We start from the raw sequence: 19,350 nt of genomic DNA, 5'->3' as shown, positions 1-19,350 counted from the left end.
TCATCGCACCTCGCACTGGAGAACGTGTGCCGAAGCACTCCGCAACCCCCTTCCTGCGCCGCAAGTCGACCCTGGCCGCCGGCGCCACGGGCGTCGTCCTCGCCGTCGGAGCGGGCCTGACCCTCTCGCAGGCCTCCGCGGGACAGACCGCCGCCCCGCGGCTCCCGGTGGCCAACGCGTCCTTCGACTACCAGATCGGGGCCGCGTACACGCCCCCCAAGGGCGTCAAGGTGGTCTCCCGCGACCGCACCGCCCGGCCCGCGGCCGGCCTGTACAACATCTGCTACGTCAACGCCTTCCAGGCCCAGCCCGATGCACTCGGCTGGTGGCAGAAGAACCACCCCGACCTGGTGCTGCGCGACACCGCCAAGCGTCCCGTCCTCGACGAGGACTGGGGCGAGGCGCTCCTCGACACCTCCACGGCCGACAAGCGCACCCGGCTGGCCAAGGTCGTCGGAGACTGGATCAAGGGCTGTGCGAGCAGCGGCTTCCAGGCGGTCGAGCCCGACAACCTGGATTCCTTCGCCCGCTCCGGGGGCCGCCTGACCAAGGCGCACAACGTGGCCTTCGCCAAGCTCCTCGCGGACCGCGCCCACGCGGAGGGCCTGGCCATCGGCCAGAAGAACACCGCCGAGATGCTCTCCGACCGGACGAAGATCGGCTTCGATTTCGCCGTCGCCGAGGAGTGCGGCCAGTACAACGAGTGCGGGGACTTCGCGAAGGCCTACGCCAACCGCGTGTTCGTCATCGAGTACGAGAACTCCGGCTACGACCGGGCCTGCGCCGGTTGGGGATCGAAGCTCGCGATCGTCCAGCGCGACCTCGACGTCTCCGCCGCCGGCGCGCGGGGTTACCGCTACCGCGCCTGCTGAACCGCGGGGCCCCCACCCCTCTCGGGGGCCCCGCACCGTCACCGGAACCCGGGAACGCCCACCGCCATCCGGACGGTCGGCAGCCGGGTTCCGGTGACGGCCCCGGGGCGACGGAATCGGGCAGCACCGCTGCGGGCCGGTGAACAAGCAGCGGACCCCGGCCACGGACCCCGGCCACGGATCACGGGCCGAGGGGCCCCTACTGGCGCTCCTCGATCCCGATCGCCTTCCTCAGTTCCTCGTGCGCCGTGCCGGATTCACCCGAGTGCTGTTCCAGCAGGGCTGCGGCGATGGCGTCCAGCTTGCGCTGGATGGCGTGCTCGGCCCGCCGCTCGGAGTTCTTCAGCAGGGCCAGCAGCAGCAGGGCGACGGAGGCCACGGCGTCGCCCGCCAGGTGCTGCCAGCTCTGGGACAGGTGGAGGGCGTGCACGACCACGACGTTGACCACCAGGGCCACGCACACCGCGAAGAAGACCGCCGAGCTCGTGAAGTTGGAGGCCAGCTCGGCCAGCCTCTCGAACGGACCGACGCGGCCGTCCTCGTTCTTTTCGGCGGGATGTTCGAACGTCATACCGAGCATCATCCCTTGTCCGGCGACACGTGTGACCTTGACGGGCCGTACGGGATCCCGGAGCCCACGCGGCCGGGCGCCCCGCCGCGCCGTCCGATCGGCGGCGGATCGTCCGGACGGACGCCATCGAGTGCCGAAACGATGCCCTCAAGGACGCCGATGAAATTCCTCGGCCGGGATCTCGGCCACCGGGACCTCGCAGACGTCCTGGGGTGGTCGATCAGGTGCTCCTCGCGCCGGAACCCCACAGGGTTGTTCAGACTCCGTGATCTTCTGATCGACCGTTCGGATGCTCCTGAAGTCGAGCTCGGAGGGACCGTGCCACCTGGTCTGCCCGCTCAGCGGATACGTGCTCCTGCTCGGGCCGCCGAAGCAGCTCGAAGACCCCCGGCCCACGATGCGCCGGCCGTAGATCCGACATGCGCGGAACGATGTGGAAGTGCACGTGGGAGAAGCCTTCGGCTTCGGCGAATTGGACGACGTAGGTCTTGGAGCAACCGGTCCGGCTCCGGAGCGCGCGGGAGAGCTTGACCTGCCACATCCCGAGGGTCGCCGCCTCGGCATCGGTGAGGTCGTGAACCGCGGTGACGTGGCGCCGGGGCAGCAGCACCAGCCAGCCGGGCAGCGCGGTGTTGACGGCGTGGGCCACCCGCCAGTGCTGGTCATGCACCACGCGCTCGCGTGGCGGAAGGTCGTCGAACTCTGCTTCCTTGCCGCATGCGTAGCAGTCGGGAGTCGTCATGGACCTGATCGTAGAGCGCCACTTCCGGTGGAACGGCCGCGCGGGGTGAACAGGGGTCGATTCCAAGCGTTTCGGACCTCGGGTCAGAACGGCGGGTCCGCACTGTAGCCGCCACCCGTCCAACCGCCGTTCCAAGAAGCGCGTTCAGCCCTCAGGCGGGCGTAATGTTCACGAGCCGCGACGTCGGCAGTGTTCTCCAAGGTGCTGGTGTCGTGACCCCATGCCTTCAGCGCGTTCAGGACGCGGTCCCGATGGTGGCGGTCGCTGCTGATGGCGAGGAGAGCTCGTGCGCGGTCGGCCAGATCGGCCTGGTGCCGGGTGAGGAGGGGGTGCTCGATGAGGGGAATGGCTGCGATCAGGGCGGCGTGGCGCAAGTCCGCGTGGTCGTGACCGAGGAGGGCCCGCACAGCGGAGAAGATGGCCGGCCTGGCGTCCCTGAACGCACGCATCGGCGGGTACTCATCCAGGCATCCCTCGCCGTTGGAGCCTTCGTCGATGGCAGCGCACTCGTCGTCGGCGTCGCGGGCGGTGTCGCCGAGCCAGTCGAGGAGCTGTACGAGGATGGGCCGGGTCGGGGGAGTCGCGGTGTCCTGGCTGCGCTCGACCGCCGTGATGGTCGGGTGGTCGAGGATCGCCGCGACGAACAGCGCCACGGGCACGGTGGCCTCGTAGATGCTGTTCTGGTGCGTGACGGGTCCCAGCGCATTTCGGAGAGCGGACTCCCTGATCACCGGGTCCGAGCTGGTCAGGAGCGTCAGCGCCGCAGGCAGGGATTCACCCGTGCCGCAGGCTGTGGCGAGCGATCCCCAGTTCGTGCTGTCCAGCAGTGTCCGGGAGGGCGGGAGCGAGGCGGGGCGGGGCTGCTCGGTCCGGCTGGGGCTAAGGGTCACGGTCCGAGGCTATTGCGTCGGAGGCAGGCGCGGTACTTCCGCGCCTGAATGCCCCTCGCCGTACGGGTCGACGGTCTAAACGGCAGCTTCCCGAACGGGCACCCGGGAGTCCGGGTGATCCGGATCATCAGGGGCGGCGGCGGCGCGCAGAGCCGCCTCGACGCGCCGGTTGCTGGTCATGGTCGACGTCACGGCGGTCATGGCGAGGAGGAGGCCGGCGGCGGCGTAGAGCGGGGTGCGCACGTCGTACGCGGTGGCCAGCCAGCCGCCGAGGAAGGCGCCGAACGGGGCGGCGCACATGGAGAGCATGCGGGACGTGGAGGCGACGCGGCCCATCAGGTGGGCCGGGACGATCGCCTGCCGGAGGGACGGAGCGAGCACCATCGTGGCTCCCATGCCCGCCCCGCAGACGGCGAGAGCGAGCCCGGCGACGTACGGGTTCGGGGCTGCGGCGAGCGCCAGGATGGCCAGGCCCTCCACTGCGGCCGTGCAGGTCAGCGCGGTCCCGGTGCCGAGCCGGCGGCCGAGGAAGGAGGCGATCCCCGCGCCGAGGAGCCCGCCCGTGGCCTCCGCCGTGAGGAGCAGGCCGAAGCCGAGGGTGTCGATGCCGAGACGGTCGTGGGCGAAGAGGGCGAGTACGGTCTCCACGGCGAGGAAGGCGATGTTCCCGACCGCCGGACGCAGCGCGAGCCCGAGCAGCAACCGATCCCGGAAGACGTACGAGGCGCCGGCCCGCGCTTGCCGAAGAAGCGACGCGCGGGCTTCCGGTACGGGCCGGGGCGTGGCGGGCAGCGACCGTACGAGCAGCGCGGAGAACGCGAAGGACACCGCGTCGACGAGCAGCGGAACCGCCCGCCCGAACGCGAGCAGCGCACTGCCCAGGGGAGGCCCGACGAAACCGAAGGCAGCCGTCTGGGCGCCGCGCAGGCGGGAGTTGGCACGTTCGAGGAGCGCGGGGTCGCGGCCGAGCAGATCCGGCAGATAGGCCGTGGCGGCCGTGTCGAAGAAGAGTCCGCCGAGGCCGAGCAGGAAGGCGACGGCCGCCAGCAGCGGAATGCTCAGCATGTCGAGCGCGGCCGCGGCCGCCGGTATCGCGAGGAGCACCGCCCTGGCAGTGTCCGCGACCCACATCGTGCGCCGACGATCCCAGCGGTCCACCAGCGCACCGCCGAGGACTCCGAAGAACAGCCACGGCAGCGTCCCGGACGCCGTGACGACGGCGAGTGCCATCGGATCCCGCGTCAACATCAACGCGAGCAGCGGCAGTGCGGTGTGCAACACGCCGTCACCGAGCGAGGAGACCGTCTGAGCGGTCCACAGTCGCCCGAAACCGATCGGCAACCTCTTTACGTCTGAAGTCACTTGGCCTCCCCTTCGGCCTGCGTACGCTGCGCCGGGTGGAACAGCGCGAAGACGAGTGAGGCGTCCGGCAGGGACGGGTCGGACAATGCCCGGTACTCGTCCGCCAGTGCCTGCAGCCGCGCCCCCAATTCGGCGAACTGAGCCTCGGTGAGCCGTAGGTGCGCCATCCGTACGTGCCGTTCACCGTCCGCCGGCGCTGCTTCCAGATCCGCCACCGCATGGCGCATCAGCACGTCCGGCCCGCCCTCGCCCGGATCCGGCAGCGCGATCGTCTGTGCGGCCATCGCGTAGTACCGCTCGGTCACCCCTCGGACCTTTCTGGTCCGCACCACCTTGACCAGGCCGGCCCGTTCGAGCAGCCGTACGTGGTAGCTGGAACTCCCCTTCGCGAGGCCCACCCGTTCGGCGATCTGCGTGATCGTCGCGGGCTCGAACCGGAGGACGGCCATGATCCGGTGGCGCGTCAGATTGGAAACGGCGCGCAGCTGTTCGTCAGTGGTGACGTGGAACGTCTCGGGAAGATCATCAGTTGGCATGTCCCCAATGGTCAACACTTCTTGACCATTGCGCAAGGGGTTTCGCCCGAGCGGCCGGAAGTGGTGGTCGGTGCGTGAGGCCTTCGTCCCGCCCCGTCCTGTTCGCCCGCACGCCCTCAAGTTCCGGGAGCGCCGTGGTTCGCGTGTCGGATCGCGGTGTGGCGATACCTCACCCCGAACTCGTGCCGATGGGAGTGGAGTTGCCGTCCCGGCCGGTGGTGGGCGCCGCAGGCGCCTCGCCCGAGCGCGCCTCGCCCATCATTTTCGGCCTTCCTCCCGGAATCCCCCGGGATGTGACTCGACTGCGCCCCTTCGGCCTCTATGCTTCTACAGCTTTGTAGAAATAGCGAGGGGTGCAGGTTTCGCGACCCCGGCCGCCGTCGCGCCGGGCCGCGCACGCCTGCCCGCTCACTGGTACCTGCCGTGTTGACTTGTTGAGGGGACCCGTAATGGCTTCGATCGATCTGAGCAAGGTGCTGGACAAGGCGTGGGCGGACAAGGGGCTGCCGGAGATCCTCGCCGCGCCCGTGTCGGCCCTGAAGGGCGTCAGTGACCGCCAGGGCGACCTCCTCCAGGAGGCGTTCGGCGTCAAGACGGTCGCCGACCTCGCCGACCTGAAGTACGTCTCCTGGGCCCAGGCCCTGGTGGCCCTGGACGGCACGGTCAAGTAGGCCCGATCCGCGGGGGCGGCACGATCACGCCGTGCCGCCCCCGATTCCAGTGAACTCAAGCGCAACCAGAAGGAGTGGACGCCGGCATGGTGTTCAAGAGACTGCTCGGCTCGCTCGGTGTGGGCGGCCCGGCCGTGGACACGGTCCTGGACCCGATCGCCGCCGTCCCCGGCGGAACGCTCAGTGGCCAGGTGCACCTCAAAGGCGGCAATGCCGACTTCATGATCGAGCGCGTCACCCTGGAACTGATCGCCCACGTCGAGGCGGAGTACGAGGACGGCGAGTCCCAGGGTGCCCTGGTCTTCGAGCGGTTCAGCGTGGGCGGCGGATTCCGCTTGGCGGCGGGCGAGGGGTGCGGTGTGCCCTTCGCGGTGACCCTGCCGTGGGAGACCCCGATCACCGAACTGCACGGGCAGTCGCTGGGCATCGTCCTGGGCGTGCGGACCGAGCTCGGCATCGCCGGTGCGAGGGACAAGGGCGACCTCGACCCGCTCACCGTCCGTCCGCTTCCCGCCCAGGAGGCCATCCTGGAGGCCCTCGGGCAGCTCGGCTTCGGGTTCAAGTCCGCAGACCTCGAACTGGGTCACATCCGCGGCACCGGACAGCGGCTGCCCTTCTACCAGGAGATCGAACTCGTCCCGGCCCCCGCCTACGCGCGGCGGGCCGACGAGATCGAGCTGACCTTCCTCGCCGGCCCGGCAGGCGTGGAGGTCGTCCTGGAGGCCGACAGGCGCGGGGGAGGGAACCGCTCCGAGGCGGGCGACGCCCTGGGTCGGTACGACGTCGAGCACGCCGATGTCCCGCACCGCGACTGGAAGGCGGAGGTCGACGGCTGGATCCGTCAACTGGTCGAGCATCGGGCCGACCACGGCGCCCGGTTCGACACCTATGCCCACGACGGCACCCCGCACATGGACAAGGGGTACGGGGGGCATGTCGGCTCCGGCGGTGGACATCCATCCGGTCCTGGTGTGGGGACGGTCGTCGCGGCAGGCGCAGCCGGCGTGGCCGTCGGAGTGGTCGGAGGCCTGGTCGCGGCCGAGGTCGTCGACGAGGTGGGCGACTTCTTCGAAGGTGACGGCGACGGCGGCGACGGCGACGAACGCGACGACGACGGCGAGGGAGATGAAGACGGCGGCGACGGCGGAGATGTGGAGGCGTAGGGCGCGGGAGCGGAAGCGGGAGCCCTACTGGTAACTTCTACAGAGTTGTAGAAAGTGAAGGGTTTCGGGCGCCGCCCGATACCGCCGTTCGAGGAATACGGAGTGGGCATGGCCTTGTGGGACCGGATCAAGGAATCCGCATCGACGATGCAGACCCAGCTGGTGGCGAAGAAGAACGACCTCAAGAGCGGTGCGTTCCGCGACGCGAGCATGGCGATGTGCGCCCTGGTCGCCGCGGCCGACGGCACCATCGACCCTTCCGAACGCCGTCGGGTGGCACAACTCATCGCCAACAACGAGGTGTTGCAGAACTTCGACGCCGCCGACCTCCAGCGGCGCTTCGACGCGAACCTCGACAAGCTGGCGGCCGATTTCGACTTCGGCAAGGTCGCCGTCCTGCAAGAGGTCGCCAAGGCCAAGAAGAAGCCCGCCGAGGCGCGCGCGGTCATCCAGATCGGCATCGTCATCGGCGGCGCGGACGGCGACTTCGACAAGACCGAGCAGGCCGTCGTACGGGAGGCCTGCTACATCCTCGACCTGCCGCCCCACGAGTTCGACCTCTGAGCGCAGGACGACGAGGGGCCGGCCCCCTCTCCCCGGCACCGCTCAGGTGCCGGGGACCCCGCCCCCTACAGCGGGGTGGCGGCCTTGAGGATGAAGAACAACGTGATCGCCGAGTTCGCCGATGACAGGGCCGAGGCGGCCGTACCCGCTGCGGCGCCCCACACGGCGAGGCCTGCTGCGGTGAAGACCGGCGGCCAGCGCAGCGCCGCCGGCGCGGGAGCCAGAAGCGCGGCCACCCGCCGCGGCACCGGACCCGCCGCCGCGAAGTGCGCGAGGGCCCGGCCGGGAGCGGCCACCCGCACCAGAGCCGCCTTGGCCACGGCCCGGGCAACACCCCGACGGCTTCCCGTCACCGCCGCCGCCTCCTCGTCGGCCCACCGCTCGGTGGTGTAGGTGACCGACGTGCACAGGGGGCGCAGGAACGGATTGGCGCACGCCGCCAACCGCGAAGCCAACAGGAAGCGGTGGTGACGGGCGTTCAGATGGGCCCGTTCGTGGGCGAACAGGGCCCGCCGCTCACGCCCGTCGAGCTCCGCCAACATGCCGGAGCTCACCACGACCCGCTGACGCCGTCCCGGCAACGCGAAGGCGAAGGCCGCGTCGTCGGGCAGGACGGCCACGCTCCGGTCCGGCAGGGAACCGAGAGCACGCCGGACCGCACGCCGCACGCGGAAGTGCCCCCAGGTGATCGACGCGCAGCCGGCGAGAGCGCCGAGCAGCGCCGGGATGGCCACCTTCCCCGCGACCTCGTCGTACGGCACCGCCTCGCGCACCTCCGGATCGGACCAACCGTCGGGCAGCGGGTTCCCCGGCAATTGCGCGGTCCCGACCACCATCAGCAACGCCAGGCACAGCGTGCTGCACACCGCCAGAACGACGGCGATGACCGTCAGCAGCCGGGTCGCGCTCCGCGGATGGAGATGGTGCTCGGCCAGTCGGGCGATGGGCCACGCGGTCAGCGGCAACACCAAGGGCAGGAAGACGAAGACCCCCATCGGAGCTCAGCGCTCTCCCTCTTCGTCCACCTGCGCGAGCAAACCCCGCAGCAGGTCCTCGTCCCCCGGGGACAGCGACGTGACGAAGCTCGTCAACACCGCCTCCCGATCCGCCTCGCCGTCCAGGACCTTGCGCATCCGCAGCGCCGCGAGCCCCGCCTCGTCGGCCACCCGCACCCACTCGAAGGAGCGACCGGCGCGCTCGCGCTCCACCGCGCCTTTGGCGTGCAGGCGGGTCAGGATCGTGATGACCGTCGTGTACGCCAACCCGCCGGGCAGGCGCTCCTGCACCCATGCGACGGTCACCGGCCCTGGGGCGGTACCGAGCACGGCAAGAACCTGCGCCTCCAGCTCGCCCTGCCCCCGACGCGAGGGCGAAGCGCCTTCCTTGCTGTGTCGGGCCGTCATGCTCAAGCCTCCCGTCCGGGGGATCGTGGTCTCGGTCGAAGTGCGCTCCATCGTACTGAGTGCCCGGCGCCACCACAGCCGCGAATCCTCGCGGCCCCACCTGAGGCATGCCGTCGCGGGCTCCACTCATCGGCGCCCTCGGAAACCTCCTCGCCGGGGCCCGCTCCCGCCCCGGTCCACCCCCGGCCACGCGCCGGGCCCGGGTCACTGGTCCAGTCGCCGGTATGCGGCGCGGGCGTGGGCGATGCGGGCCGTCGCGGTGCCGGCGGTGGCGGCGAGGAGCAGGCAGGCGATCCGCGCCGGGTCGTGCGGGGCGGCCCAGGTGAGCTCGCCGATGGGCGGGGCGCCGAAGGCGTTGAGAACCGCCCAGCAGAGCAGCGCGGTACCGGGCGCGGCGGCGAGGCGGGCGCCGGTGCTGGTCAGGGCGACCACGAGCGAGAGGACGACGAGACCGGCGGTGGTGCCGCCCTGCCATCCGAGGAGGTGGAAGGCGATCACGACTGCCAGCGCCGCCGCCGTCGTCAACGCCCACACGGAGGAGGTCGCGGTGGGGTCGGGAACGGGACGGCGGCCCGGGTGCACCAGTTTCCATTCGAGCATCACAGCCTCCTCGGCACCGGAACCCCACCGTTGGAGCCCCCGCCATGGTGCACCACCGGACGGCGACGGTCCTTACCGCATGTGGCGGCCGAACTCGCAGGGCCGGAGCTGACCCCGATCGCAGCCGCGTCCCTCTCCGAATGGCAGCAGGCCCGTGACACGGGCCGCCTCGACGAGTACGACAGCAGGTTCGGGACGACGGCGGAACTGCCCGTCTCCGAGTGGGAAGGTCACGATCCGCAGGAGCTGACGGCCGACGAGTTCGAGGAGGTCCGGGGCTCCGCCCGTCGACGGATCGCGGGCCCGACGTCGTGATCGCGATCCGGGGCGGACGGTCACGGAGGCAGCCCCGCGCATCACCGCCCGCCCCCCGGCAGGACAGGAGCCGGACCTTGACCCGACGGTCCCTCTCTCCAGGCATGGGGGAGCGGGCCCCCGTGCCATCAGGCGCACACGAGGCGGCCCTTGCTCGCCGCGGTCACGGTTGCGCACCACCGCCGTAGACGGGTTGACGGGCTGACGGGTGCGGGTTGAGCGGTGAGCGGCTCCGGGTCGAGCGGAGCCGTACCCGCACCTCGCGGGGACGTCCGTCAGGGTGCGCGTCCCGGGGGAGGGGTCGGTGTGAACTCCACGAGCAGGGACTTCGGCCCCCGGGTGAACACCCCCTGCTCGGAGGGGTCGTAACCGTCGGCGGGCCGAACGTCCGGCATCGCGTCGAGGAGTTGATTGACTGCGATCTCCACTTCGGCCTTGGCCAGTAGCGCGCCGACGCAGAAGTGCCGTCCGAGGGCGAATGCCAGGTGGTCCGCCGCCGCGGAGAAGGCGGTGGTCGCCGTGAGGTCGTCGCGGAAGATGTCGAAACGGTCCGGAGCCTCGTAGCGCCCGGGATCACGGTTCGCCGCCCCGATGAGGCAGGTGACGGTTGAGCCGGCGGGAATCGTGCCCCCGCTCGTCCGGACCTCGGCGGCGGACTGACGCATGATCATGTGCACCGGCGGGCTGAAGCGCAGCGTCTCCGCGAAGGCCCGGTCGATGAGTCCGCGGTCCTGGCGGACGGCTTCGAGCTGTTCGGGGTTGGCCAGGAGGTTCGCGAACAGGCCGGCGATGGCCTTGTCGGTGGTCTCGGCACCCGCGGTGAGCAGCAGGCTGCAGAAGGCCTTGATGTCCTCGTCGCTCATGCGTACCCCGTCCACCTCGGCGGTGCACAGCGCGGACAGCAGGTCATCACCGAGGTCGTTCCGCCGATCGCGGATGATCGGCAGCATGTACGCGGCGAACTCGGCCTGGGCCCGGACGCCGGCCGCCGCGAACTCGGGATCACCGGACAGGTTGGCGGTGAACGCCACGAAGGCCCGGTACCAACCGCCGATGTGCTCGTGGCCGGAGCGGTCCAGCCCGAACATGTCGGCGATGACCGAGATGGGGAAGTGGGAGGCGAAGCCGCTCACCAGATCGACGGAGCCGGCGCCGCGGAACGCGTCGATCAGCTCACGGGAATTGCGCTCGATGACCGGAAGCACCTTCTCCCGCAGCTCGTTGCCGCGGAAGGCGGGCGCCACCAGAGCCCTCCGGGTGGAGTGCTCGCGCCCGCTCAGCTGGAGAAGGGTCTTCCCGTGCACGGGCTCGGTCTGCCAGGCGTAGTTGTCCGTGGTGAACAGCGACTCCTTGTCCTTGAACGCCCGCGCCACGTCCTCGTAGCGCGAGATCAGGTAGCTCTGCGTCGCCTCGTGCCAGAGCAAGGGTGCGTTCTCGCGCAGGGCGCTGTAGGTCGGGTACGGGTTGTCGGCGAATTCCTGGGACAGGATGTCCGGGACGTTGTGGACGGCGGTCATGGAGTCCCCCATCAGCTTGGCTTCCGTCGCACCGGCTCTGCCGGCGTCGTGATACCCGGCCGTGCTGCCGTACCGCGCTCATCACCCCGGCTGCCGGACGTGCGGCGAACTCATCCGAGAGGCTTGGGGGTTGCGTTCGGATCGATGGTGTCCGTCCGGACGGGTCACTTCAAGGAAACACCACACCGTTCCCCCTCGCCAGGGCTCGGGCAACTCCTCGTGCGCGTTCCTCGGCCCGCCCGGGACCCGAGTCGTCCCGAGGGGCGGCACGGACGGTTGAGGTGCGAGGACGCGGCGACGACCCGACCTTGGGGGTGGGACGAGCGGGGTCGAGGCGACCGCTTGCCGGCCGGCCCCGGCGATCAGGCGAACACCGCCGTTCTCGGAGCGGCAGACGCCATGTCCCGAGCGACCGCGACCGCCGTGCGACCGAAGAGCTCCATCACCCGACTGCTGCTCCCGGACCGCCACATCAGCCCGTATCCGAGAGGGCTGTCCCCCTCCACCGGGACGTAGGAGATGCCGGGTCGGCCGTGGTACCGGGCGACGTGGGCGCCCGCCAGCCAAGCCCCCTTGCCGCCCGCGACGAGCGTCAGCGCCTCCTGGAAGTTGGTGACGGACGGGCCCCGCCCGATCGGCCTGCCGCCGGGGGTGCGCGTCGGCAGCTGATGGTCCTGCCAGTAATCCGGAAGGTCACCGGCGATCGTCAGCAACGGCACGTCGGCCAAGTCCTCAAGCGTCACGGTGTCCCGTCGGGCCAGGGGATGGCCGCTGGCGACCGCCAGCACCCTGCTCTCGGCGAGCAGCGTCGGCCCGCGGGTCACGTCGTCCTCGAACACCGGGAAATCCGTCAGCTGAAGGTCGAAATCACCCCTGCGCAGCATTCCGTACGGATCGGAGAGCGGCACCTCGCACACCTCGACGACGAGTTCGGGATGGACGGTGCGCAGCTTCTCGGTCGCCCTCATCACCATTTCTCCGGCCAGGGGCGTCGAGAAGCCGACGTGCAGGACCCCCTCGATGCCGCGCGCCGACGTCACGGCACGCGCCAGAGCGCTCTCGATGCCGCGGTAATGGGGTTCGAGATCCTCGCGCAGGCGACTGCCCAGACCGGTGAGTGCCACGCTGCGACTCGTACGCGTGAACAGGGGAGCTCCCACGCGGCGCTCCAGCTTCTGGACGAGCTGACTCACCCGGGCGCGGGAGAGATGCAGGCGGGTGGCGGTCCGGCCGAAGTGCAGTTCCTCGGCGAGGACGAGGAAGCAATCGAGTTCGTTCTGGTCCACGTTCGTCTCCGGAAATCGCCTGGGACAGGTATCGGTAAGCCTGGCTTACCGAACGTTGCGATCTTCGCTGTTGTTCCCGCCCGGAGCGTGGAGAAGGCTTGGCCCATAACCAACACCCACCACTCCGGAAGGAGTTCATCGTCATGAGTGCCTTGAGTACTTCGAGCGGATCGGACGCGCGCAAGTGGGGCGTCCTGCTCGTGCTGTGCGGTGCGATCTTCCTCGAAGGCATCGACGTCGCCATGCTCAATGTGGCGCTGCCGTCGATCCGCGCCGACCTCGGGCTCTCCACGGGCGAGCTGCAGTGGGTCATGAGCGCCTACGTACTCGGCTACGGCGGCTTCATGCTCCTCGGCGGTCGAGCGGCCGACCTGTTCGGACGCCGTCGGATGTTCGTCCTCTGGCTCACCGTCTTCCTCCTGTTCTCCGGACTCGGCGGATTCGCCACCGAGGGGTGGATGCTCATCGTCGCCCGATTCGTCACGGGCGTCGCCGCGGCCTTCATGACCCCCGCCGGCCTGTCCATCATCACCACGGGCTTCGCCGAGGGCCCGGAGCGCAACAAGGCCCTTCTCCTCTACTCGGGCACCGCGGCGGGAGGGTTCACGATCGGACTGGTCGCCGGAGGACTCCTCACCGCCGTCGGCTGGCGGTGGGTCTTCTTCGCCCCGGTCGTCCTCTCCTTCCTCATCCTCGTCGCCGCCCTCGTCCTCGTCCCCGGATCGCAACGCCCGGACCGCGCGGGCAAGCACGTGGACGCGGCCGGCGCACTCACCGTCACCGCTGCCCTCGTACTGATCGTGCTGGGCGTCGAGCGTGCGGCACACGCCGGCATCGCGGCCAGCGCGGGCACCCTGCTGGCCGGACTGGCGTTCCTCGCCGCCTTCCTCGTCATCGAACGGCGCTCCGCCGAGCCCCTGGTGCGGATGGGCATCTTCCGCAGCCGGTCCCTGGTGCGGGCGAACCTCTCGGCGATGCTGTTCGCCGCCGGGTTCTTCGGCTTCCAGTTCCTGGTGGTGCTCTACCTCCAGGAACTGCGCGACTGGTCGACGCTGCAGACCAGCTTCGCGATGCTGGTCATCGGGGTCGACGCGATCCTCTCGCCGACGCTCACCCCACGCTTGGTGAACCGCTTCGGCAACGCCAGGGTGATCTTCGGGGGGCTCCTGCTCGCGGTGCTCGCCTACGGACTGTTCCTCCCTCTGGGTGCCGACTGGAGCTACACGGCGATGTTCCCGGGCCTGATCATCCTCGGCCTCGCGTTCTCCCTGGCGTACGGCCCGCTCACCATCGTGGCCACGGAAGGGATCGCGGAGGAGGAACAGGGGCTCGCGGGCGGCCTGCTCTACACCGCCTTCCAGTTCGGTGCCGCCCTCGGACTCTCCGCGGTCACCGCCGTCTCCGTGTCCGCCACCCACGCGCAGACCCCTGCCGCGCTGTTGGACGGGTACCGGGCCGGACTGCTCGTGCCGTTCGCGGCGGCCGTGGTCGCCGCCGCGATCAGTGCCTTCGGCCTGCGCTCCCGGCGGAGCGCCACACAGTCCGCCCTGGGCGAAGCCGCGCCGGACACCATGCTCGACGCGGGCGCCGCACGAACCGACACCGCCGTCGCGCGCTGACCGGTACCCCGCGGAGCGGGCCTGGAGGGGCACGCGCGGCCCACCCGCCCGCCGGGCCTTCGAGCGCGGTCGACGAAGGCCGACGGTCGAAGGCCCGGCAGGCGGCCACCGGCGGCGACGCGCAGCCGCAGCCGTGCCCAGGTCAGCGGAACAGGTCAGCGGAACAAGTCGATGTTCTCGCGCACCCAGTCGTCGTACGTGCGCATCGGACGGCCGATGATTTCCTCGACCGACGGCCGCTGCTCGGCCGTCCACCGGGCGAGCTCGGCGAACCGGGCGCCGTACTCCTCAAGCGCGTACAGCGTCACGTCGATCGCACCCTCGGGCCAGCCACGTCGTTGCCAGATCGCCCGGCTTTCGTCAGGCGTCAGCTCGACGGTGGCGATGTCGCGGCCCAGGGCGGCCGCGACGCTTCCCACGCGTGAACGTGTACTGAGCGGCGGGCCCACCCCCTCGATGACCATTCCGGTGAAGTCGTCGCCGATCAGGGCCGCGGCCGCCACGGCGGCGAGGTCCTCCTCGTGGATGAAGGGGTAGTGGCCGTGGTCGAGGAAAGCCTCCCGGACCACTCCGTCGACGCGGACGGTGCCGGGCCAGTCAGACCCTGTCGCCGGGTAGGTCCCCTCGATGACGGCACCCATCACCGCCGACGGCCGGATGTGAGTCCACGGGATCGTCGAGCGCTCCACCGCCTTCTCGATCGCCAGCCAGAACCAGGTCTCCGGGGGATTCGCCTCCTCGTACTCCGGCCCGTGCGACGACAACAGGACGATCTTCCTCGCGCCGGCGTTCCGCGCCAGGGCCAGCGCCTTCTCGACCGTGGTCGGAAGGGCGCCCGCGAGGAACACGGCCTCGACGCCGTCGAAGGCGCGGGCGCACTCCGGAGGCCGGGTGATGGATCCGCGGACGACCTCGACGCCGTCGGGCCAGCCGTCGCACCGGCCCGGCTCGGCGATCACCCGCACCCGGCGGCCCAGGGCGATCAGTTGTCGCGCCAGCCTTCGGCCGACGATCCCGGTCGGGCTGTTGCCCTCGTCCTTGCGCGGGCCGACGACGGTCAGCAGGTGGACGCCTTCGGAGCTCGGTGCCTTCTCGTTCCGATGGAACCGATCGGACCCCCGATGGAACCGATCGGACCGATCGGACTCGTTCTGATCGAACCTCTTCACAGCAAGACCTTTCAACGCGTGCGCGTGGATCTTGCACCTGGCCCGGACGGCGGACGGCCTCCGCCGTACCGCGTGAACGCAAAGCCAAGGCTGCGGATCGAAGTCGACGAGCTTACCAGGAGCCACGACCGGACCGATGCCTCGAACCTCAACACGATCGGCGCGGCGGCAGGGCCGGCTAGAACGGGTCGGGGTCGATGTGCACCCGGCCGGTGGAGGCCGCACAGACGTCCCAGCGGTCGCCGGTCCGGCGCAGGTCCAGGACGACCGCGACCGGGGCGCCGACCTTCGGAGTGAGGTCCACGTTGACGGAGGCGCTGTCACCGGTCTCGGTGGACGACACGATGCGGTGCCCGAAGGCAGGCGCCGCGATCCCGCGCAGGGCGACAGCGGGATCCCCCTGCCCGTCCGGGCAGTTGCCGTCCCGCGCGCGCACCGGAACGGCCCCCTCGCCGCCCACCACGTCGAGGTAGGAATCGACCGCCCGATGGAGCGGGCCGCGCCCCAGCGCGCCGGTCCCGGTGAACACCACCGCCATGACGATCGCGGCCACGACCAGCGGTGTTCCCACCGTCAGGACCACGAACCACCGGCCCGCGACTCGTCCATTCCTTGCCATCCGGCCCCCTTTCGCCATGGGCCCAAGGCCCCGGCCCCGTACTGCTCCGACTGTCCGGAAGGACGCAGCACGGTCCGGGTCCGTTCCCGCCCCGAGCCGTCGCCGGGGCGTCCGGTACTTCCCGCAGGATGCCACTCCCTACGATGGCGCCATGACCCTCCCGGGGCGGCAACAGCCGCTGATACGCGTCCTGTACGACGAGTCCCGCCGCGACCTGCGGGACCCGGGCCGCCCCCGCCCCCTGCGGCTCTACCTGTGGGAGCCGGACCGGCCGTGCGCCGCATCCGCCCCGCTGGTCTTCGTCTCGCACGGCACCGGCGGGTCGGGCGGCGAGATGCAGTGGCTGGTGCGCCCGCTGCGCGAGGCGGGCTTCCGGGTCGCCGCTCTCGACCACCACGGCAACAACTTCGTCGACGGCTACGAGCCGGAGGGCTTCCTGCACGTATGGGAGCGGCCGCGGGACGTCTCCTTCGCCCTCGACGCCCTTGACCGCGAGCACCCCCTGGGCCCGGTCGGCGCCGCGGGTTTCTCCCTGGGCGGCTACACGGCGGCGGCTCTCGCAGGTGCCCGGGTCGACCCCCGGGTGCTGTGGGCGGTGCTGACCGGGGAGGTTCCCTTCCCGGAGATCCCCGAGTTCCCGGGGGTCCTTGAGGAGCTCCGCAAGACGTTCCCGCCGGTCGAGGAGTCCCGGCGGGCGTTGGAGGCCGCGGCGGCGGACCTCTCGGACCGGCGGGTACGCGCCGTGTTCCAGGTGGCCCCGGGGGTCGGCGGCCTGGTGACGCCGGAGTCCCTGGCGACCGTTCGGGTGCCCGTGGGCATCCGGTGGGGCGGGGCGGACACGATCACCCCGTACGAGAGCGACACCCGCCCGTACATGGAACACATCCCCACGGCCCGCGGTCGCTCGGCCGGGCCCCGGGTCCGCCACGACGACTTCTTCGCGCCCGAACCGGCAGACCCTCAGGTCCGCGTCCGGGTCGGCGAGGAGGCGGCCGGCTTCTTCCTGGAACACCTGGTCGGGCGCTCGCGGGTGCCCGTCGCCGGGGTGCGAGAACCGGCCTGATGCCCCACCGGCAGCCGACGAGCCGGTCGGGGCCGGGCGCGCGCCGGCCCGTCGGCCGTTCGGGGATGCCGCGGGTGCCCACCGCGAAGGACGGACGTCAACGAATCCGGATGGTGGCGCAGGTGAACGTGGTGTCCTGAAGCAGCGCCGGAGTGATGGCGACGCCGGTCAGGTGCTCGGCCAGAGCGAACGCGGCCGGCGAGGACAGGTCCGTTTCCGGAGCCTCCTCGAAATGGAATCCGATCTGCCGCATGACGTCGAGAAACTCGTCGGGCGCCGTTCCCCACCTGTCCTCCGGGAACATGGGGTCGAAGCAGAGCCGCAGGACCTGGTCCTGCGCCGACAGGAACGTACCGACCGCGTTGACGTTCACGAAGTGGGAGACCCAACTAGCCCCGGCCGAGGCCGGCAGGGCCCGACCCTCGGTGACACCGAGGTATCCGTTCGGTTCGATCAGCAGCGTCCAGCCACCCACGGTCGTCATGGCCATCAACTGGCTCGCGCCGTCGGTCAGATCGTGTTGGGCGAAAGCGGCGTCGACGACCGCCGCGATACCCCGCAGGGGCTTCTCCACTCGCCCCTCCAGCCGGGACGCCACGTCATCGGGCGACAGGCCCCGCACGAGCGTGAAGCAGTACGCCTCGGCGAGGTCGGGGAAGTCGTTCTCGAACCACGCGTAGTCCGCTCCGGTTTTCGTCATGCCGTCCATCCTCGCTCGTGTCACCGACAGCGGGAGCGCGCCGCTGCCGTCGAGGGGGAGCCGCTCGCGATCGTGGTCACGGACGGAGCCACCGCAGGTCACCGCCTCGGCCCGGGCCGAGGACAGGTTCTAGGATCTTCGGCATGGCAACAAGACTCGTGCAGATCAACATGAAGGCCCATGACGACTCCGCGCTCGGCCGGTTCTGGGCGGAGGCGCTCGGATGGGGCATCGACAGTGAGGCACCCGGTGTCACGAACCTCGAACCGGTCGGATTCGTCTATCCCGACCCCGTGGCCGTCTGCATCGACCTCGTGGCCCGCCCGGAACCCAAAACGGTGAAGAACCGGGTGCACCTCGATCTGGCCACCACCTCGCCCGCCCACCAGGCGGAGTTGGTCGCACGCCTGCAGGACCTGGGCGCGACGCTCGCCGACGTGGGGCAGGGCGACGTTCCCTGGACGGTGATGGCCGATCCGGAGGGCAACGAGTTCTGCGTCCTGGAACCCCGGCCGATCTACCAGGACACCGGGCCGATCGCCGCGGTGGTCGCCGACTGCACCGACCCGCGCGCGATGGCCCGGTTCTGGGGCGAGGCGATGGACTGGACCCTCCACGGGGTCACCGACGACCAGGCGTCCCTGCGGTCCGCCCAGGGCGTCGGCCCCTACCTGGAGTTCGTCCGCGTCCCCGACACCAAGAGCGGGTGGAACCGCGTTCACCTCGACGTCAGCCCGTACACCGGCGACGACCTGAAGGCAGAAGAGGTCCGACTGCGCGCCCTGGGCGCCACCGACCCCGGAATCGACCAGTCCGCAATCCACTGGACGGTTCTGGCCGACCCGGAGGGCAACGAGTTCTGCCTCCTCAGCCCCCGCTGATCCCCGGCGACGGCCCGCTTCGGGCCGGCGGCGCATGACCCGTTCCCGCGCCCGGTCGGGCCGGTACCGGCCGGTCACGTCCGTGCCCGTGGGGTCGCGGTCGGAACTCGTGAACAGCCCCCGGCCACCCGCAGCGGGTCCGGCCCGACGCGACCTGAGTGCTGGGATTCCACGGATACCGAGCCCGGGACGACGCCCCCGGGCGGTCTCCTGGTGACGGGTGGGTCACGGCCCGCTACGGCGCCCGGCATGGTGTCGTTGGGCTGCATATGGACCAGAGAACCGTTCCAGCACCGAGGGTTTCCGCCGATGTGGGGGCGGACACCGGTTGGGTCTGGGATTCCCCGATCTACGACGCCCTTGAGCGGCAGTGGCTCCAGGAAGGCCGGGAAATTCCCGGGGGCGGGGGATCCCTGCCGACGGGAAGGCATCGGGCGGGGGAGGGCGACCTGTTCCGCCGCGGCTGACCGGGCGAACGCCCCGCGCACGGACGGTTCGAGCCGGCCCCGTGGGGGCTCACGCCTTCGCCTCGGAGGTCCCTCACCCGGCTGGAAGTCCCTCACCCGGTTGGGGGAGGGACTTCGAGGGAGATCGTTCCGGCGCCCGATGCCATCTGGCCCCAGCCGATGCGACGTTCAGAACATGACGGGTCTTGAACGGACGATGAAGGCGCCCTGGAGCGCCCGGTGGCAGCGATGGCCCCACCGGGTGGCTCGGGCAACGATGCTCTGGGCGGTGGCGTACGCCGGTTTCGGCCTGGCATGCGTGCTGAGCGGGACCACCTTGACCTACCACGGCGGTGCCTCA

At 70.8% G+C, this 19,350-nt stretch carries 20 protein-coding genes and 1 pseudogene; 8 read left to right on the top strand and 13 right to left on the bottom strand.

The annotated features are described in order from the left end of the window. Nucleotides 1-26 precede the first annotated feature (26 nt). Nucleotides 27-872: an endo alpha-1,4 polygalactosaminidase gene (locus ACFVS6_RS15600; RefSeq protein WP_389704116.1), complete on the top strand. Its 846-nt coding sequence runs from the start codon at nt 27-29 to the stop codon at nt 870-872. A 199-nt stretch (nt 873-1,071) separates the two neighbouring features. Here the strand turns inward: ACFVS6_RS15600 and ACFVS6_RS15595 are convergent, their stop codons facing one another. The 5 genes from ACFVS6_RS15595 to ACFVS6_RS15575 form a co-directional block, all read right to left on the bottom strand. Then, entirely contained in the window at nt 1,072-1,443 is a 372-nt protein-coding gene (locus tag ACFVS6_RS15595; RefSeq protein WP_389704115.1) for a low affinity iron permease family protein, read from the bottom strand. Between the two features lie 256 nt (nt 1,444-1,699). Beyond that, complete coding sequence (locus ACFVS6_RS15590; RefSeq protein ID WP_389704113.1) at nt 1,700-2,185, bottom strand: HIT family protein; 486 nt, start codon at nt 2,183-2,185, stop codon at nt 1,700-1,702. A gap of 83 nt (nt 2,186-2,268) precedes the next feature. Further along, on the bottom strand, nt 2,269-3,075 hold the full coding sequence (locus ACFVS6_RS15585; protein ID WP_389704111.1) for a hypothetical protein: 807 nt from the start codon (nt 3,073-3,075) through the stop codon (nt 2,269-2,271). Nucleotides 3,076-3,150: 75 nt separating this feature from the next. Beyond that, nucleotides 3,151-4,437, bottom strand: a complete 1,287-nt coding sequence (locus tag ACFVS6_RS15580) for an MFS transporter (protein ID WP_389704109.1) — start codon at nt 4,435-4,437, stop codon at nt 3,151-3,153. After that, nucleotides 4,434-4,973, bottom strand: coding sequence for an ArsR/SmtB family transcription factor (locus tag ACFVS6_RS15575; protein WP_389704107.1), 540 nt, complete (start codon nt 4,971-4,973; stop codon nt 4,434-4,436). The genes ACFVS6_RS15580 and ACFVS6_RS15575 overlap by 4 nt, the downstream gene beginning before the upstream one ends. 449 nt (nt 4,974-5,422) lie before the next feature. On the opposite strand from ACFVS6_RS15575, the gene ACFVS6_RS15570 reads away from it, so the two are divergent. From ACFVS6_RS15570 to ACFVS6_RS15560, 3 genes are all read left to right on the top strand, one after another. Further along, nucleotides 5,423-5,644 carry a hypothetical protein gene (locus tag ACFVS6_RS15570; protein ID WP_389704105.1) on the top strand — a complete coding sequence of 74 codons (222 nt, stop codon included), beginning with the start codon at nt 5,423-5,425 and terminating at the stop codon, nt 5,642-5,644. A gap of 86 nt (nt 5,645-5,730) precedes the next feature. Continuing rightward, nucleotides 5,731-6,807, top strand: a complete 1,077-nt coding sequence (locus ACFVS6_RS15565) for a sporulation protein (protein ID WP_389704103.1) — start codon at nt 5,731-5,733, stop codon at nt 6,805-6,807. Between the two features lie 108 nt (nt 6,808-6,915). Next, entirely contained in the window at nt 6,916-7,371 is a 456-nt protein-coding gene (locus tag ACFVS6_RS15560) for a tellurite resistance TerB family protein (RefSeq protein WP_389704101.1), read from the top strand. Nucleotides 7,372-7,436: 65 nt separating this feature from the next. On the opposite strand, the gene ACFVS6_RS15555 is transcribed toward ACFVS6_RS15560, so the two are convergent. From ACFVS6_RS15555 to ACFVS6_RS15545, 3 genes are all read right to left on the bottom strand, one after another. Then, the gene (locus ACFVS6_RS15555) at nt 7,437-8,366 is read right to left on the bottom strand and encodes a M56 family metallopeptidase (protein ID WP_389704099.1); all 930 of its coding nucleotides are present in this window, start codon (nt 8,364-8,366) and stop codon (nt 7,437-7,439) included. 6 nt (nt 8,367-8,372) lie between these two features. Beyond that, a complete protein-coding gene (locus ACFVS6_RS15550) occupies nt 8,373-8,774 on the bottom strand; it encodes a BlaI/MecI/CopY family transcriptional regulator (protein ID WP_389704098.1) in 402 nt (133 codons plus the stop codon). A 204-nt stretch (nt 8,775-8,978) separates the two neighbouring features. Beyond that, entirely contained in the window at nt 8,979-9,374 is a 396-nt protein-coding gene (locus tag ACFVS6_RS15545; protein ID WP_389704096.1) for a DUF4118 domain-containing protein, read from the bottom strand. A gap of 90 nt (nt 9,375-9,464) precedes the next feature. Here ACFVS6_RS15545 and ACFVS6_RS15540 point away from each other — a divergent pair. Then, a pseudogene (locus ACFVS6_RS15540) lies at nt 9,465-9,689 on the top strand (hypothetical protein); the annotation flags it as partial. Nucleotides 9,690-9,964: 275 nt separating this feature from the next. Here ACFVS6_RS15540 and ACFVS6_RS15535 read toward each other — a convergent pair. After that, nucleotides 9,965-11,218, bottom strand: coding sequence for a cytochrome P450 (locus ACFVS6_RS15535; protein ID WP_389704095.1), 1,254 nt, complete (start codon nt 11,216-11,218; stop codon nt 9,965-9,967). 350 nt (nt 11,219-11,568) lie between these two features. After that, nucleotides 11,569-12,492 carry a LysR family transcriptional regulator gene (locus tag ACFVS6_RS15530; protein ID WP_389704093.1) on the bottom strand — a complete coding sequence of 308 codons (924 nt, stop codon included), beginning with the start codon at nt 12,490-12,492 and terminating at the stop codon, nt 11,569-11,571. Between the two features lie 143 nt (nt 12,493-12,635). Between ACFVS6_RS15530 and ACFVS6_RS15525 the strand changes: the two genes are divergently transcribed. Next, nucleotides 12,636-14,111, top strand: a complete 1,476-nt coding sequence (locus ACFVS6_RS15525) for an MFS transporter (RefSeq protein ID WP_389704091.1) — start codon at nt 12,636-12,638, stop codon at nt 14,109-14,111. A 155-nt stretch (nt 14,112-14,266) separates the two neighbouring features. On the opposite strand, the gene ACFVS6_RS15520 is transcribed toward ACFVS6_RS15525, so the two are convergent. Then, nucleotides 14,267-15,280, bottom strand: a complete 1,014-nt coding sequence (locus ACFVS6_RS15520; RefSeq protein WP_389704090.1) for an SDR family oxidoreductase — start codon at nt 15,278-15,280, stop codon at nt 14,267-14,269. Nucleotides 15,281-15,458: 178 nt separating this feature from the next. After that, nucleotides 15,459-15,899 (bottom strand): hypothetical protein, encoded by a 441-nt coding sequence (locus ACFVS6_RS15515; RefSeq protein WP_389704088.1) that lies wholly within the window; start codon nt 15,897-15,899, stop codon nt 15,459-15,461. A 151-nt stretch (nt 15,900-16,050) separates the two neighbouring features. Here ACFVS6_RS15515 and ACFVS6_RS15510 point away from each other — a divergent pair, with 151 nt between their 5' ends. Beyond that, complete coding sequence (locus ACFVS6_RS15510) at nt 16,051-16,962, top strand: alpha/beta hydrolase family protein (protein WP_389704086.1); 912 nt, start codon at nt 16,051-16,053, stop codon at nt 16,960-16,962. 97 nt (nt 16,963-17,059) lie between these two features. On the opposite strand, the gene ACFVS6_RS15505 is transcribed toward ACFVS6_RS15510, so the two are convergent. After that, nucleotides 17,060-17,662, bottom strand: a complete 603-nt coding sequence (locus ACFVS6_RS15505; protein WP_389704085.1) for a DUF6461 domain-containing protein — start codon at nt 17,660-17,662, stop codon at nt 17,060-17,062. Nucleotides 17,663-17,805: 143 nt separating this feature from the next. Here ACFVS6_RS15505 and ACFVS6_RS15500 point away from each other — a divergent pair, with 143 nt between their 5' ends. Beyond that, nucleotides 17,806-18,543, top strand: coding sequence for a VOC family protein (locus tag ACFVS6_RS15500; protein WP_389704083.1), 738 nt, complete (start codon nt 17,806-17,808; stop codon nt 18,541-18,543). The last annotated feature ends 807 nt before the right edge of the window (nt 18,544-19,350 follow it).

The organism is Streptomyces sp. NPDC057939 (assembly GCF_042887545.1).
Taxonomy (GTDB): Bacteria; Actinomycetota; Actinomycetes; order Streptomycetales; family Streptomycetaceae; genus Streptomyces.
This window is presented reverse-complemented; position numbering and strand designations above follow the sequence as displayed.